Below are 13,689 nucleotides of genomic sequence, written 5' to 3'. Positions count from 1 at the left end.
GTCGACCAGTCGAATGTTAATTTCCCATGTTGCGGGCTAACTGCATCGTTAGCGCAAGAGGCGGTGCGGTCGCCCAAACCAGCGAGCACGGCTTCGTGCATCGCCCGAGCGATCACAGCGTTAGCAGGATATCCAGTTCATCCCCGGTTGCGTCCACCAATGTGGTGTATGGATTGAGCCAGTGACAGCGGTTGCTGATCAACAGCTGCATAGCGCTTGCGGCCGTTGGTCTACTGTCGGTTTCCGCACCCAGCCGATTGCGAGTCGATCACCGTAGCCCGGGGCAGCGCTGCAGATCGCATACACCGCCAGCGGCGGCGGAAACTGGTGTACCGGTATCGTCAGGTGATCGCTTCCGCGCGAGGTGACAGCGTGCACCCAACGCTGCTCTACGGCAATGCTTTTCGGCACATCCGAAGATCGGTGGGGTTTCCCGGCAGCGATGTCAACGGCTTCGGCGGCGCCCAGCGGGTGCCTGTTGGCAGCGAAGATGGATACACTGCGCAACAGCGCCAGCCCAGGAGTCCTGAGGCGGGCACAACACTATCGGCTGATGATGGCGTGTGAACTCCATACTGGACCAGCGGAATTGGCGCCACTGAGCTACCGCGGTCGACCCCGGTCACACGCATCACACGGCCAAAACTCGGGAAGGACCAAGCATGGTAAAACAATCCGCGTCATTAGCCATACCTACGGCGCCCGTTCGGCTAGTGCGCGCACTGGAACGCGTCCGTCACCACCTCTACCGTCTGCATCAAAAACTCGTCCCGGCTCCCATTGCCATGACGGAACTGATCATGGGGCACATGGCGTCGCAAGCCATCGCGGTGGCCGCCGAACTTCGGGTGGCCGACGCGCTGGCAAACGGGCCCCTGCATCGCGACGAATTGGCTCGCGAGGTCGGCGCGAACCCTGTGGCGCTGGCGCGGCTGCTGCGCGCCCTGATTTCCCGCGGTATCTTCCGTCAACTGCGCGACGGACGCTACGCGCTGACTCCGATGGCCGACACGTTGCGCTCGGATGCGCCCGTCTCGGTGGCGGGCTGGGCGCGGTATTACGGCTCACAGGAATACCGCGAATTCTGGTCCTTTCTTGTTGAAGCGGTGCGGACCGGACAGTCGGTCGTTCCGTCGCTGCGGGGCGTGGACGGCTTTGCCTACCTAGCTCAGCACCCTCAATTGGCCTCGCTGTTCAACGACGGCATGACGGCCATCTCCGAAGTGGCGGCGGCTTCGGTGGTGACGGCTTACGACTTTGGTAAGTTTTCCGTAGTCGTCGATGTCGGCGGTGGACACGGACGACTCTTGGCGGCGGTCTTGGCTGCCGCGCCCAACGCCCGCGGTGTACTCTTCGATCTGCCCAACGTCGTCACCGGTGCGCCGGAAGTGCTCGACCGCGCGGGCGTCAGTGGCCGGGTGCGTGTTGAGGGCGGCTCGTTTTTCGACAGCGTGCCCACCGGCGGAGACGTCTACATTCTTCAGTTCGTCATCCACGATTGGGGCGATGAAGCGGCTCAGCGGATTCTCCGGAACGTCGCCGAAGCGGCGCACGATCAGGCCACGCTACTACTGGTGGAGATGGTGATCCCCCAGCATCACCGCGAGTTCGCCGGCAACTGGGCCGACCTGGACATGCTGGTACTCGGTGAAGGCCAAGAGCGCACCGCCGCGGCGCATCAAGAGCTCCTGCGGCGCAGTGGTTTTCAGCTGACGCGGATTATCCAAACCGTTTCCCCGTTTTGCGTGATTGAGGCTTCTCCGATTGCGCGGGATGCCCGGCGGCCTCGACCTCTCGCCGGCACGACGCGTGAGCCAGATCGCGTGCAGAGTAGCCGAGTCGGCGCACCACCCAAGTAGCAGGACGATCAAATTGTCACGAACACAACATCTTCCAATCAGGAGCGAGTCGGGAGGAACCACCGGGTGTCAACGAATTGTGCCCCGTCCACCCCGCAGATATCGACAGTTTTCGTCGGTGGTTCACCGCCATGCTGAATGCGCGGGCCCAGCGGCATCGCCGACATGGCCGGCATCCGGGACAATGTGGCCACCGACATCACGACTCGACTTAGCGGTCGTTGGCGGACCAGCGTCCTGGTTTCGACGCGGTCGACTCTGTCTTGGTACGGGATTTCATGCACGCTCGGCACCCTGCACCGCATTTTGCCAGTTTGAAGGTGAACCACCAATTCCGGCCGCCGGACAAAGAGCTGAGTGAATGGCCGACAACCAAATCGTCATCGTGGGCGGTGGTTCGACCGGCTGCACGCTTGCCTTGCTCCTGGCCCGGCTAGGCGTAGCCTCCGTCGTTGCCGAACGTCGCGAGGAACCCCTCTTCCATCCTGCCGCCCACGTCATTAACGCGCGCTCCCTTGAGATCTGGCGTCAGGCGTCGGCCTCACTCGCAGAAAAGATCTTTGCGCTCGCTACGCCTTTTGAGAAGTTGGGAAGCATCCGCTGGTGCTGCGGGCTACTTGACCCGCCGCTGGGCGAGATAGATGTGACATCGGACGCCGAGTTGGTGGCGCGACTAAAATCCTACAGCCCGTTCCTGATATCCCATGTTGGCCAGCATCTCCTGATGCCGGTCCTGTGGGCCGCACTGGAACGGGAACCCCTAGTCGACTTTCGGCGTGGCACATCGGTCGAGCGGGTCCGCGAGACCTCCGACGGCATCGTCGTAGACATCCAACCTCGGCTAGGGCTGTCCGACCGGGTAGCCGCCCGCTACGTCGTCGCCGCGGATGGCGCAAACAGCGTCCTCCGCGAGCACGCCGGAATCGGGATGACAGGCAAGATCCTGGCCCGCATCGGCAGCGTCTTCTTCCACGCCCCCCGCCTGTTTGATGGCGACACGCCCACGCCGTTGTTGACCTGGATATATCAGCCGAGGTTCTGTGGCGCCCTGATCCCGCACGCCAACGACGACTACGTGCTGATGACGCCGTACCTCCACCGGCGGCAAGCGGTCGTACGGGATAGCGCAGCGTTCTGGAACCAAACGCTCCGCGAAGTACTGGGTACCGCCCGCGGCTTCGCTGTCCACTCCACCAACACGTGGACCATGACCTCACAGATCGCCGAGCGCTTTCGGCGTGGGCGACTGCTGCTCGCGGGTGACGCCGCGCACCGTTTCCCGCCCGCGGGAGGTTTCGGTCTCAACAGCGGCGTGCAGGATGCACAGAACCTTGCCTGGAAGATGGCAGCAGTTGTCAAAGGACACGCCCACGCCGCCTTGCTCGATACCTACGATCCCGAGCGGCGACCAGTCGTGGAACGGTTCGCGCAACAAAGCGTCAGGAACTATTTCCGGCTCGACGAGGTCACTGCTCCGCTTGGCATCACTAACCGGGCAATGTGCAGAGCTACCGAGGCTGTCGCCAGTCCGCCGCTCGCTTGGCTGCCGGACCGGCTGCTGGGATTGGCATGTGACCGCGCGACGAAGATGCAGACCAAGCGTACGCGGATGCTGCTGGCCGGAGATGCCCGCGCCCGGCGCCTCCGCACGCAGATCGCGGCGCTCATCCCGGGTCAACTCGAACACTTCGTGTTCCAAGGCCTTGAATTTGGCTACACATACCGGGGCCCGCTGATAGCCCCGGAGTCAGGTGAGACACCGCCCGATCAGTCCACCATCGTCACCTACCGACCTACCACTAGGCCCGGGGCACGCCTGCCGCACGCCTCGGTTCTTCACGAGGGCCGGCCGGTCTCGGTTCATGACACCCTCTGCTCCGAAGGGCTCACCCTCTTCACCGCAAGTGCTCCTCAATGGACCGCCGCGCTGCGCAAACAACAGCATCCGGCCACACTTCCGGTCATGGTGCGAGACCTTGCTGCCGCGGAACCACGAGATCAGGGCCACTTGCTAGCGCTGTTTGAGGTTGGTCGTCAAGGCGCCGTCCTGGTGCGTCCCGATGGACATGTCGCATGGCGAACCACTAAGCCAGCCCCCGGAGGGAGTGCGGACCTCCGCCAGTTCCTCGAGCAACGATGGCTGCCCTATTGGCAGCGCACGCACCGCAAAGCATGACCCGGTCAGGCGACGGGACCGTGCTGCCGCTCCACCGAGTCCAACCCCGACGGCAATAGCCGCCAACCCCCTGCGGGCGCGCCTGACGGAGCCATCGGTGCGTCGCGATCAGTCGTCGAACTGCCCGAAGATGTGGGAGTAGTCCCAGGTGTCTTGCGCCACCCCGCTGCTGGTGTTGGACAGGGTGCCCACTGGACCCGGGTAGTCGCGGTTGATCGACCACATGTGCAGTCCGCCCATCCCCTTCTGCTCGGCGAAAGTGGTCAGTTTCTGCGCGTCGGCAAGGGTGAAGATTTCGTTGGGATCGTCGTTGACTCCGATCATCGGCGTCACGTCGATCATCGACCAGATCTGCGCGTCGGTCTTCGACGGATACAGCGGCACCAACTGATCGTGGACGGCCGTCGCGGCCTGGATCGCGTAGTCGCCCATCTTGCCCTCATACGACAGGTTCGGGTCGTAGTAGTCCATCGCCATCACGTTCACGTGTCCGATGTCCACGCCGTTGGCGATGGCGTTCTGGACCACCCGCATCCCGTCGGCGGTCAGACCCGTGGTCATCACGGGAAGGGTGAACGAGACCTGCACCGGGGTGCTGTTGGCGTTGCCTGCCGCCTGCAGCGCAGCGATGGCCTGCGAACGGCGCGTCAGCGATGCGAGGTCGGCCTGGGCCGCGCCTTCGATGTCGAAATCGAGTTTGTGGATTCCGTAGGCGTCGATCACCGACTGGTATTTCGCGGTCAGCGCGGTCACGCTCGTAGTGGTCTGAGCGAGTTCCTGGTTCGCCGCGCCACCGAAGGAGATGGTCGCGTCGACTCCGCCGTTGTGCAGGGTGGCCATCGCCCTCTCTGGCAGGGTTAGTTGAGACAGCAGGGTTCGAAAATATCTGACCAGGTATTGAGGGCAAGTAAGGATTGCAACGAACAATGACGGCGACTTTGGCTGAGGTCCGGAAGGGTAGCGCCGATGATGAAGGCGTGGGAACCGATTCGGCCCAGGGTCCGCGGGCGGATCGTCCCCGGCGGCGCAACTTCACCCCGGAGTACAAGGCGGCCATTGTGGCCGAGTACGACGCGTTGACCGAGCCGGGTGCGCGGGGTGCGCTGCTTCGGCGTGAGGGCCTGTACTCATCGCACATCGTGGAGTGGCGCCGAGCGCGCGACGCGGGCGCGTTGGACGGGCTGGCCCGGTCAGGCGGTCGTGGTAAGGACCGCGACCAGGCCGAGATCGAACGGCTACGGAAGCGGGCCGAACGGGCCGAGGCCGAGCTTGAACGCACGAGGGCCGCGTTGGATCTGGTGGAAAAGCACACGCGCTCTTGGAGACGCTCTCCGAGAGCACGGGCACGCGGCCCGGGTCGAAGAAGTGATCGCACAGTTGCTGCCCGAGGTGGAGCGGCTGACCTCGACCGCGAAGGCGCGCGCTGCTGGGCAAGCCGCGCGCGAGCCTGTATCGGCAGCGCAACCGCCCTGCCGGTCCACGCCGCAAACCCGGGCCGAGCGGACCGCCGCCCAATGCGCTCGACGCGGCCGAGCGCACGCAGATCCTTACGGTGTTGTGCCAGCCGCGCTTCGCCGACAAGGCGGTCGCCCGTGTGGGCCGAGCTGCTCGACGAGGGCGTCTACCTGTGCTCGCAGTCCACGATGTACCGGATCCTGCGCACGCACAACATGACCCGCGAACGGCGGCGGGTAGCCACACACCCGCCGCGGGTCAAACCCGAGCTGGTCGCCCACCAACCCAACGACGTGTGGTCCTGGGACATCACCAAATTGGCGGGACCGGTGCGCGGCGAGTTCTACCAGCTCTACGTGATGCTGGACATCTTCAGCCGCTACCCCGTCGGCTGGCGCGTCGAGTACCACGAGGACGCCGACATCGCCCAGGACTGGATGGCCGAGCTGACCGCGCTACACGGGCGGCCCGGCGCGATCCACGCCGACCGGGGTTCGGCGATGACGTCGAAGAACGTCGCCCAGCTGCTAATCGACCTCGGCGTGGCGCGCAGCCACTGCGCCCACGGGTGTCAAACGACAACCCGTTCAGCGAATCCCAGTTCAAAACGCTGAAGTACCGCAACGATTTTCCCGAACGGTTCGACTCGATCGAGCACGCCCGCACCTGGTGCAAAGACTTCTTCGACTACCTGCGCCACGAGCACCGCCATTCCGCGCTCGGCCTGCACACACCGGCGTCGGTGTACTTCGGCACCGCCGCCGACATCCAGGCCAAACGAGCCCGGGTCATGGCCGATGCCTACGCCGCCAACCCCAACCGGTTTAGCAGCCCACCACAGCCCCCGAAACTACCGACCGCGGCATGGATCAACCCACCGACCCCACAACCGAAAATAGTGTCCACATAGTGAGACGCTGTCTCAAACACCTTGACAGCTACCGTCGCGCTGGTGACCCACGGATCGTTCAGCCCGTATTAGGTGCCCCAGGACGGATTGCCCTGTGCGTCGCTGACGACGAAGCCGAGCGTGACGGCTTCGATTCGCCCGTCGCTGATGGCACCCGCGTAGTCGAATTGGGGCCAGAGCGTCATGTCGACATAGGGAGAGAACTCGCCCGACGATGTCCCGCCCGAAGGGGGAGGCGGCGGCGTCACGGCGGTGCCAATCTGCCCGGGGCTTCCGGCGACGCCAATGAGCCCGGCCTTCCCGCCCAAGCCCCCCGGCCCGGGGTTGCCGCCGTTGATGCCCGCCACGGCCGGTCCACCGTTGCCGCCGGCGCCGCCGTTACCCACCAGCTGGCCACCGCTGCCGCCGTTACCGCCGGGCGCGCCGGCGCCGCCGGCGCCGCCGGCCCCGCCGTTTCCGAACCAGCCGGCGTTACCTCCGGCCCCGCCGGCCTGGCCGGGCCCGCCGGCGGCACCGTTGCCGCCGCTGCCGTACAGCAGCCCTCCGTCCGCGCCACGACCGCCCGGCGTCGTGGCGTTGGCCCCGTTGCCGATCAACGGGCGCCCCAGCAGCGTCTCGGTGGGCGCGTTCACGAGGGCGAGCGCCTGATGTTCGACGGACTGCAACAGCGACGCGTTGGCCGCCTCGGCGCTCGCATACCACCCCGCGCCCGCGGCCATTGTCCGCACGAAGTGGGCGTGGAACGCCGCCGCTTGGGCGCTCAGGGCTTAATATTGCTGACCGTACGTGCCGAACACCGCCGCGATGGCCGTGGACACCTCGTCGGCGGCCGCCGCAACCACTCCCGTCGTCGGACCCTCCGCGGCGTGGGCCGCGCTCAGCGCCGAGCCAATTCCCTCCAACTCCGCCGCCGCGGCTATCACCAGCTCCGAATCCGCGATGAGAAAAGCCATGCCGCATCCTCATCCCCCGACCGAACTACCACGACCCGGCTACATTCCCATGAAATCCCCACACTTTCAACAATGTCGTCCGCCCGCAGCTAAACCGAAGTTAAGGCTGTTCTGATAGGCGAATCCGCGGTTTGACCTGGGGGTTTGTTGGTTTTGGTGGGTGGTTGTTGTGGCTACGCGGCGATGGTCAGTGGGATGGGGGCCTCGATAAGGTCGAAGGCGCGGCGCTGGTGGGGGGTGGGGTCGGTGAGCTTGTCGATTTCGATGTCGGTGTCGTGGTAGCGGATCCGGTCGCGGGTGAGGGTGCCCAGGTGTGTGAGCAGGTCGCGGAAGCTGCCGACCGGGTTGCCGTCGTCATCGTGTTTGGTGGAGGCCTTGGCTTGGGCGGTGGCGGAGCGGCGTGCGGGGCTACGGGGTTGTCCCGTTGTGGGGGTGCTTGGTCGGTGAAGGTCAACGGTGCCCAGGCCTTGCGTAGATGCCAGGTGAGGTAGCAGGCGAGCATGCAGATGAGCATGTGGGCTTTGACCCGGTCTTGGAGGCGGTGGTGGATGGGCCGCAGGTCGAGGTCGTCGGATTTGATGATGCGGAAGTCGCGTTCGACGTTGGCGAGTTTCTTGTAGCTTTCGACTATGGCGGCGGGGTCGAGGGCCTGGGCGTCGACGCTAGTGCGCAGGACATAGATGCCGTCGAGGGCCGCTTCGGCGTCGATGGCGGCCTGGTCGCGGTGGTAGGTGAAGGCGGTGTCGGTGATGGTGAGGTGGAAGTGTTTGCCCACCTTGAATTTTCCGCTGACCCTACCGACCTCGATGCCGATCTTGTCGGCGCCGGACAGGGTGCCCTTGGTGACGCGTTCGGCGATGTGGGCCAGCTCCTTGTCGGTGGCGGCCAGCAGGTCTTGGCGCTTGCGGGCGCGTTCGGCGGCCAGTGCTGGGTTGCGGCAGGCGATCAGCCGTTCGCCGGGGTAGTCGGGTGGGTGATCTCGGCGAGGTCTTGCTGGTCGAACAGGCTCATCTGCAGCGGCCCGTCGTCGCGAGCGAGTTTGGCGATCGACGGCGCGCAGCGCGGTGATCCAGTCGAAACACGCTGCGTCGTCGGGGGTGTCGTTGAGTTCGCGCAGCTTGTCGATGCGCGCGCCGGTGATCATGCCGCGGTCACCGACCAGGATCAGCCGCTGGATGGCGAGCTTGTCTTTGATCACCTCAACGATCTGGGTGAACGCGCTCGGGTCGCTGGTGTTGCCCGCGAACACCCGCACCGCGACCGGGCGCCCGTCGGGGTCGGTGAGCACACCGTATTCGATCTGCTGGCACCCTTTCTTGCCGTCGCGGGAATAGCCGTGTGCGGCCAGCTCGCAGCAGCGCCCGGTCACCCACGAGGAACTCAGGTCGAACAACGCCATCCGGCCCGGGTTCACCGACTCCGCGAGATGCTTTGCGGCCAGCTTCTTTCGATCGTCTCCTGGCGGCTGACAAGCCAGTCCATCGCCGCGTAGATCTCATCGGTGGATGCGTCGGCCACACCCAGGTCGACCCCGAGGGTGGTATCAGACCACCAGCCCAGGGTGGATAGCTTCGATTTTGGCCGCACCACCCGCGAGATGATCAACGCGACAGCAATGTCGCGGGCCCGGCATGGCGGGCCTAGCAGTGCGGCCAGCTTGAGCTTGCCCGCCATCGCCGCCACCGCTGCGACATCACCGTGCGGCAGCGACCGCGTCTTGCTGAACTCGCTGCCGGCCGCCACGAGCGTGTGCCCCTTAAGCGTCGCCTCGATGGCGGCGATCGCCTCCGGCGGGAGCTTGGACAGGTTCGCCAGAGTTTGGTGGCGCACCTTGCCCCCGTCGCGGAACGAGCGGCGCAGCAGGATCGTCTCGTAGAGACGTTGCTCGCCTGACTTCGTCACGTATCCACGCAGATTCCGGGCTACGTGCATCGAACCTGAGTATGCCGCCACGCCGTTATCCTAACGCATTCTCATCACACAACGTCGTAACGACACACCATATTCGTGGCTACACTCGCCAACTGTGATTCTACTGATTTCCCAGGTCGGCTACACAATCCTCGAGTACCAGCGGTCGGAACTTCGGGCTAAATACACTGCCTCGGAGTCCAATTCGATCGATGCCGAGAATTGAATTCAATTCTGCCAATGCCGAGTTACACCGACATGCCATTCATCTACACGGCACTTCGGTGAATTATCGTGGAAACGACCCTCAGACGCTCAGCACCGGCAGCGGACCGGTCGGCGCTGAACCGCGCGCCGCGTTCAACGGGATGAGCTTGTAAGCCGCCAGCGCGCCCAGGGTGCCCAACGCCGCCCCACTCATCGAGGTCCACCCGGTGTGCGCCAGCAGCACGAAGCCGAAGCCCGAAGACACGATTAGCAACGCCCAGCGCACCGGTGTCCAGCGGGCGGAACGGCCGAACCGGATGGCCACCACCATGCCCAGCAGCAACGCAACGGCGTGGCCGGCATCGGTGAAGCCACCGCCGGAGACGGCGGTCACCAGGCCCACCACCAGCCACCAGCCGATCCAGGCGGACCGCCAGCGCCGCGGGATCGCCGCCGTCAGCGCGCCGAGCACCGCGAGGGCGCCGTAGCTCATTCCGACGTCAGAAGCGCGGCTGATCGACAACGGCAACCAGCCCAACTCGACGGACGCCGCGAGCACGGCCGCCACCAGTAGCGTCGCGCCGATATGGCCGAGGACAAACGCCAGGGTCAGCCGCAGGCTGCGCAGATGCAGTTCGGCCAGTGCCAGCAGGCACACCAGGCACGGTAGCCAGAAGTAGAGCGGGCCGTCGTCGATGACGAACGCGCTGTTCCACAGGGTCCCCAGGTGGCCGCGCGCCAGGTTGTGCAGGTTTGTGCTGGCGTGCCGTATCACCTGTTCACGCGCCTGCGGGCCAAGCATCAGGATGGCGATGCTGACTGCGGCCAGAGAGGCCACGTAACCCACGGTGAATCGAACCCGGGCCAGCCGGGACAAGATGCCGTAAATCATCGCCTTCCACTATGCATCGAGATTTGTCTCGTCCGTATCATCGCCAGCTGTCAACTCTCGTACAGTCTTAAGGCGATATATCGCCAAGTCCGGGGGAATACCGGTGAGTTTGCTGGTGAAGACGGGTCGGCGTGCGCGCTTGGCGACGACACCCATTGCGTCCAGCTCGCTGTGCGGTATCAAGTCCAGCGTAGTGCTCGACACCATGATGCCACCCTTCGTGGCTCGTTCCATAACCCGGGCGGCGATGTTGACGTCGACACCGAGCCAGTCGGCGGCCAGCCGCTGCGGTCGACCAGTATGGATGCCGACCCGCATTCGTGGTCTATAGCCTTCCACCTCAACCGATTTCATCGCTTCCCGGGCGGCCAGCACCGCCCTGACGGCGACGGTTGGGAAGCGGAATACCGCCATGATCCCGTCGCCCATCCGTTTGACGATGTGCCCGCCGGCGTCGAGCAGCGCCGGCTCGACCGCCCGCGCCACCTGCCGCAGCAGCATCAGCGCCGCATCGTCGCCGGCTTGCAACGACCACGTCGAAAACCCGACCAGGTCGGTGAACACCAATGTCACTTCCGGGTTTGCTGGCTGCCGGGACACCGCCTCGGTCAGCGCCTGCCAGACCTGTAGCACACCCAAGCTGACCTCGCGCGAGGCCGCATCACGATCCCCCAGCAGCCGGTCGGCAGCGCGTGCAGCGGCCCGCGGTCCGCCCTCGCCGGCGGTGGACAGCGGGTCGCCAAACTCGGGATCGCCGGGCAACAGCCGCCGCGCACGACGAACAAACGCCACCACGCCTGGGCTGTGGTTCGTCTGGCGGAACCACCTGGCCGCACTGCGCATCATCCCCGGAGAGCGTCGCGGCGGCGTCAGCGCGGTCGCCGTCTCTTCGGGCACGCCAGACTCCGGGTCAGCAGGCCCGACTTCCACGCTGGCAAGGGTAGGCGGTTCGGGCAGCGGCGGGCAACGACCACCGGCTTGCCTGTGTCGAAACTCGCAACAACCGCCTGATCGCGGTGTCACACCCCTAGTAGCCGGGGATCACACCGTGGAGTAGGGCGGGAACAAGTCCGCCGAACTGCGTGCCGCTCAACGCGATGACCGTCGGCGTCCCACTCGTCGGCGTGGCCGTAACCGTGACGGGCTGAAGCGGGGTCAGCAGCCCTCCAACCGGAACGTTGAACCCGAACGACCTGTATCCCAATCCCGCGGGTGCCGGGACCGTCTGCGATATCGTTTCGTGGCCGAACAGGAAGCCCGTCACGACGTCGCCGGGAGCATGGACGAGTGCGCTGGCGGCACCCAGCAGGTTCCCGCTGGAAGCCGCGTTGGCAAATGCCGCGCCGCTGTGTTGGAGTGCGGTCAGCGCGACGTAGTACGGGCCTACCGCATCGACGCCGAGTGCCAGCGGCGTGGGCAGTGCGAATGATCCTGAGTCGAAAGCGATTTCGCCCGTAATCAGGTCGACCGTTCCGTTTAGCGTGAGCGAGATGGGGCCCAGCGGGGTGTTCGTATTGACGAGCGGAGCGCTGAAGGGCGCGGTGGGGCCCAGAAGTGGAGCCACCGCGCCGGTGACCGTGGTGCCGACGCCACCGCCGCCGGTGACCAGCGTGGCGTTGGCAATGTCGGCGCTGACATATGCGCCAGCGCCGGCGTTCAACGCGCGCGTGAACTGATCGTGAAACGCCGCTGCTTGGGCGCTGAGGGCTTGATATGCCTGCGCGTGTGTCGCAAACATTGCCGTGACGGCCGCCGACACCTCATCGGCGGCCATGGGCGCAAGCCCGGTCGTGGGCGTCGCCGCCGCCGCATTCGCCGCATTCAGCGCGGAGCCAATGCCCTCCAATTTCCCGGCCGCCGCACCCACGATGTCCGGCACCACGCTCAGAAACGACATAACCGGTCTCCTCTTGACGAAAAGGAAATCACCAAGAAATCGCCAGAAGGCAAAGTGTACTCTCAGCAAGCCTGATCCGGTTGACGTCTTTTCGGCGCTTTTGGCCAACAGCTTTCACCGGACTCCCGAATTACAAGGGTTCATCGGCCGAGAATCGCTACGCGGACCACCCCCGCTCGCGGCTCGGCGGGTTCGTCGCGACCCGCCACAAACGGCCTGGTCACAGGGCTGCCACACCGGTATGGACGCGCGATAACGCCCTCGTTGGGCATCGGCCGAAATCGTGGACAACGCACGTTGTCAAAGTTATCGTGAGGCCCATCAGAGCCCAATCAGGAGCAGGAGGCCGTGATGACCGCGACATCGACGACATCCGCTGATCCACTCGGACCCGATTCCCTGACTTGGAAATATTTCGGAGACCTGCGCACGGGAATGATGGGTGTGTGGATCGGCGCGATCCAGAACATGTATCCAGAGCTCGGCGCCGGTGTCGAGGAGCACTCAATCCTGCTGCGCGAACCGTTGCAACGGGTGGCCCGGTCGGTGTACCCGATCATGGGCGTCGTCTACGACGGCGACCGGGCGGCACAGACCGGCCAGCAGATCAAGGGCTACCACCGCACGATCAAAGGAGTCGACGCGGCGGGGCGCCGCTATCACGCGCTGAATCCGGAGACGTTCTACTGGGCCCACGCCACATTTTTCATGCTGGTGATCAAGGTGGCCGAGTACTTCTGCGGAGGCTTGACCGAGGCCGAAAAGCGACAACTGTTCGACGAGCACGTGCAGTGGTATCGGATGTACGGGATGAGCATGCGCCCGGTGCCGAAGTCGTGGGAAGACTTCCAGGAGTACTGGGAGCGCGTCGGCCGCGAGCGGCTGGAGATCAACCAGGCGACCCTGGACATCTTCAACATGCGGATCCCCAAGCCGAAGTTCGTGCTGATCCCCACCCCGATCTGGGACCAACTGTTCAGGCCGTTGGTGGCGGGTCAGCGCTGGATCGCGGCGGGCCTATTCGAGCCCGCCGTTCGGGAGAAGGCCGGGATGCGCTGGACACCGGGCGACGAGATCTTGCTCAGGTTGTTCGGAAAGTTCGTCGAGCTGGCTTTCCTGGCGGTGCCCGACGAGATCCGCCTGCACCCGCGCGCGCTGGCCGCCTACCGCAGGGCCGAGGGGCGGCTGCCAAGCGACGCGCCGCTGGTCGAAGCGCCCCGTTTCATGGCGCCACCGCGCGACCGACGCGGGCTGCCGATGCACTACTTCCCCCCTCGTCCCCGCTCCCCTTTCGACCCCGCCAGGGCCCTGATGGAGCGCGCGGGATCGCTGGTGCACAGCACGTTGTCGATCGCCGGCCTGCGGCCGGCCCGGGGGCGCACTCGGGCGGCCTGAGGCTGCTCACTCCTGGGTTTGTCGCGACCGAGGC

At 65.3% G+C, this 13,689-nt stretch carries 11 protein-coding genes and 1 pseudogene; 5 read left to right on the top strand and 7 right to left on the bottom strand.

What is annotated here, in order from left to right; genetic code table 11:
* Positions 1-713 precede the first annotated feature (713 nt).
* Both G6N24_RS07505 and G6N24_RS07500 read left to right on the top strand, forming a co-directional pair.
* The gene (locus G6N24_RS07505; RefSeq protein ID WP_308204420.1) at positions 714-1,859 is read left to right on the top strand and encodes a methyltransferase; all 1,146 of its coding nucleotides are present in this window, start codon (positions 714-716) and stop codon (positions 1,857-1,859) included.
* Positions 1,860-2,220: 361 nt separating this feature from the next.
* On the top strand, positions 2,221-4,035 hold the full coding sequence (locus G6N24_RS07500) for an FAD-dependent monooxygenase (protein ID WP_085162845.1): 1,815 nt from the start codon (positions 2,221-2,223) through the stop codon (positions 4,033-4,035).
* A gap of 108 nt (positions 4,036-4,143) precedes the next feature.
* Here the strand turns inward: G6N24_RS07500 and G6N24_RS07495 are convergent, their stop codons facing one another.
* On the bottom strand, positions 4,144-4,875 hold the full coding sequence (locus tag G6N24_RS07495) for a chitinase (RefSeq protein ID WP_163745449.1): 732 nt from the start codon (positions 4,873-4,875) through the stop codon (positions 4,144-4,146).
* A gap of 86 nt (positions 4,876-4,961) precedes the next feature.
* Here G6N24_RS07495 and G6N24_RS07490 point away from each other — a divergent pair, with 86 nt between their 5' ends.
* Both G6N24_RS07490 and G6N24_RS24300 read left to right on the top strand, forming a co-directional pair.
* Complete coding sequence (locus G6N24_RS07490) at positions 4,962-6,104, top strand: DDE-type integrase/transposase/recombinase (RefSeq protein WP_163745448.1); 1,143 nt, start codon at positions 4,962-4,964, stop codon at positions 6,102-6,104.
* Positions 6,059-6,400, top strand: coding sequence for an integrase core domain-containing protein (locus G6N24_RS24300; protein WP_163745447.1), 342 nt, complete (start codon positions 6,059-6,061; stop codon positions 6,398-6,400). Before G6N24_RS07490 ends, G6N24_RS24300 begins: the two co-directional genes overlap by 46 nt.
* Positions 6,401-6,618: 218 nt before the next feature.
* On the opposite strand, the pseudogene G6N24_RS07480 reads toward G6N24_RS24300, so the two are convergent.
* The 6 genes and pseudogenes from G6N24_RS07480 to G6N24_RS07450 all read right to left on the bottom strand — a co-directional run.
* Positions 6,619-7,353 (bottom strand): annotated as a pseudogene (locus G6N24_RS07480) (PE family protein); the annotation flags it as partial.
* A gap of 187 nt (positions 7,354-7,540) precedes the next feature.
* Positions 7,541-8,752 carry an IS1634 family transposase gene (locus G6N24_RS07470; protein ID WP_163745445.1) on the bottom strand — a complete coding sequence of 404 codons (1,212 nt, stop codon included), beginning with the start codon at positions 8,750-8,752 and terminating at the stop codon, positions 7,541-7,543.
* 11 nt (positions 8,753-8,763) lie between these two features.
* Positions 8,764-9,285 carry a hypothetical protein gene (locus tag G6N24_RS07465; RefSeq protein ID WP_232070553.1) on the bottom strand — a complete coding sequence of 174 codons (522 nt, stop codon included), beginning with the start codon at positions 9,283-9,285 and terminating at the stop codon, positions 8,764-8,766.
* 286 nt (positions 9,286-9,571) lie between these two features.
* Positions 9,572-10,363: a rhomboid-like protein gene (locus tag G6N24_RS07460; RefSeq protein ID WP_232070713.1), complete on the bottom strand. Its 792-nt coding sequence runs from the start codon at positions 10,361-10,363 to the stop codon at positions 9,572-9,574.
* Positions 10,364-10,372: 9 nt separating this feature from the next.
* Complete coding sequence (locus tag G6N24_RS07455) at positions 10,373-11,209, bottom strand: adenylate/guanylate cyclase domain-containing protein (protein WP_372514501.1); 837 nt, start codon at positions 11,207-11,209, stop codon at positions 10,373-10,375.
* Positions 11,210-11,390: 181 nt separating this feature from the next.
* Complete coding sequence (locus G6N24_RS07450) at positions 11,391-12,260, bottom strand: PE family protein (protein ID WP_085159755.1); 870 nt, start codon at positions 12,258-12,260, stop codon at positions 11,391-11,393.
* A gap of 351 nt (positions 12,261-12,611) precedes the next feature.
* On the opposite strand from G6N24_RS07450, the gene G6N24_RS07445 reads away from it, so the two are divergent.
* Positions 12,612-13,655, top strand: coding sequence for an oxygenase MpaB family protein (locus tag G6N24_RS07445; RefSeq protein ID WP_085159769.1), 1,044 nt, complete (start codon positions 12,612-12,614; stop codon positions 13,653-13,655).
* The last annotated feature ends 34 nt before the right edge of the window (positions 13,656-13,689 follow it).

The organism is Mycobacterium lacus (genome assembly GCF_010731535.1).
GTDB classification, from domain to species: domain Bacteria; phylum Actinomycetota; class Actinomycetes; order Mycobacteriales; family Mycobacteriaceae; genus Mycobacterium; species Mycobacterium lacus.
Note: the sequence above shows the minus strand (reverse complement) of the source record. Positions and strands in the feature narration are given on the sequence as shown.

Bases quoted from the DNA above. Each gene is read 5' to 3' on its own strand.
- G6N24_RS07500 (WP_085162845.1), top strand. From the start codon at position 2,221: ATGGCCGACAACCAAATCGTCATCGTGGGCGGTGGTTCGACCGGCTGC.
- G6N24_RS07495 (WP_163745449.1), bottom strand. From the start codon at position 4,875: ATGGCCACCCTGCACAACGGCGGAGTCGACGCGACCATCTCCTTCGGT.
- G6N24_RS07490 (WP_163745448.1), top strand. From the start codon at position 4,962: ATGACGGCGACTTTGGCTGAGGTCCGGAAGGGTAGCGCCGATGATGAA.
- G6N24_RS07470 (WP_163745445.1), bottom strand. From the start codon at position 8,752: ATGGCGTTGTTCGACCTGAGTTCCTCGTGGGTGACCGGGCGCTGCTGC.
- G6N24_RS07465 (WP_232070553.1), bottom strand. From the start codon at position 9,285: ATGCACGTAGCCCGGAATCTGCGTGGATACGTGACGAAGTCAGGCGAG.
- G6N24_RS07460 (WP_232070713.1), bottom strand. From the start codon at position 10,363: ATGATTTACGGCATCTTGTCCCGGCTGGCCCGGGTTCGATTCACCGTG.
- G6N24_RS07455 (WP_372514501.1), bottom strand. From the start codon at position 11,209: ATGATGCGCAGTGCGGCCAGGTGGTTCCGCCAGACGAACCACAGCCCA.
- G6N24_RS07450 (WP_085159755.1), bottom strand. From the start codon at position 12,260: ATGTCGTTTCTGAGCGTGGTGCCGGACATCGTGGGTGCGGCGGCCGGG.
- G6N24_RS07445 (WP_085159769.1), top strand. From the start codon at position 12,612: ATGACCGCGACATCGACGACATCCGCTGATCCACTCGGACCCGATTCC.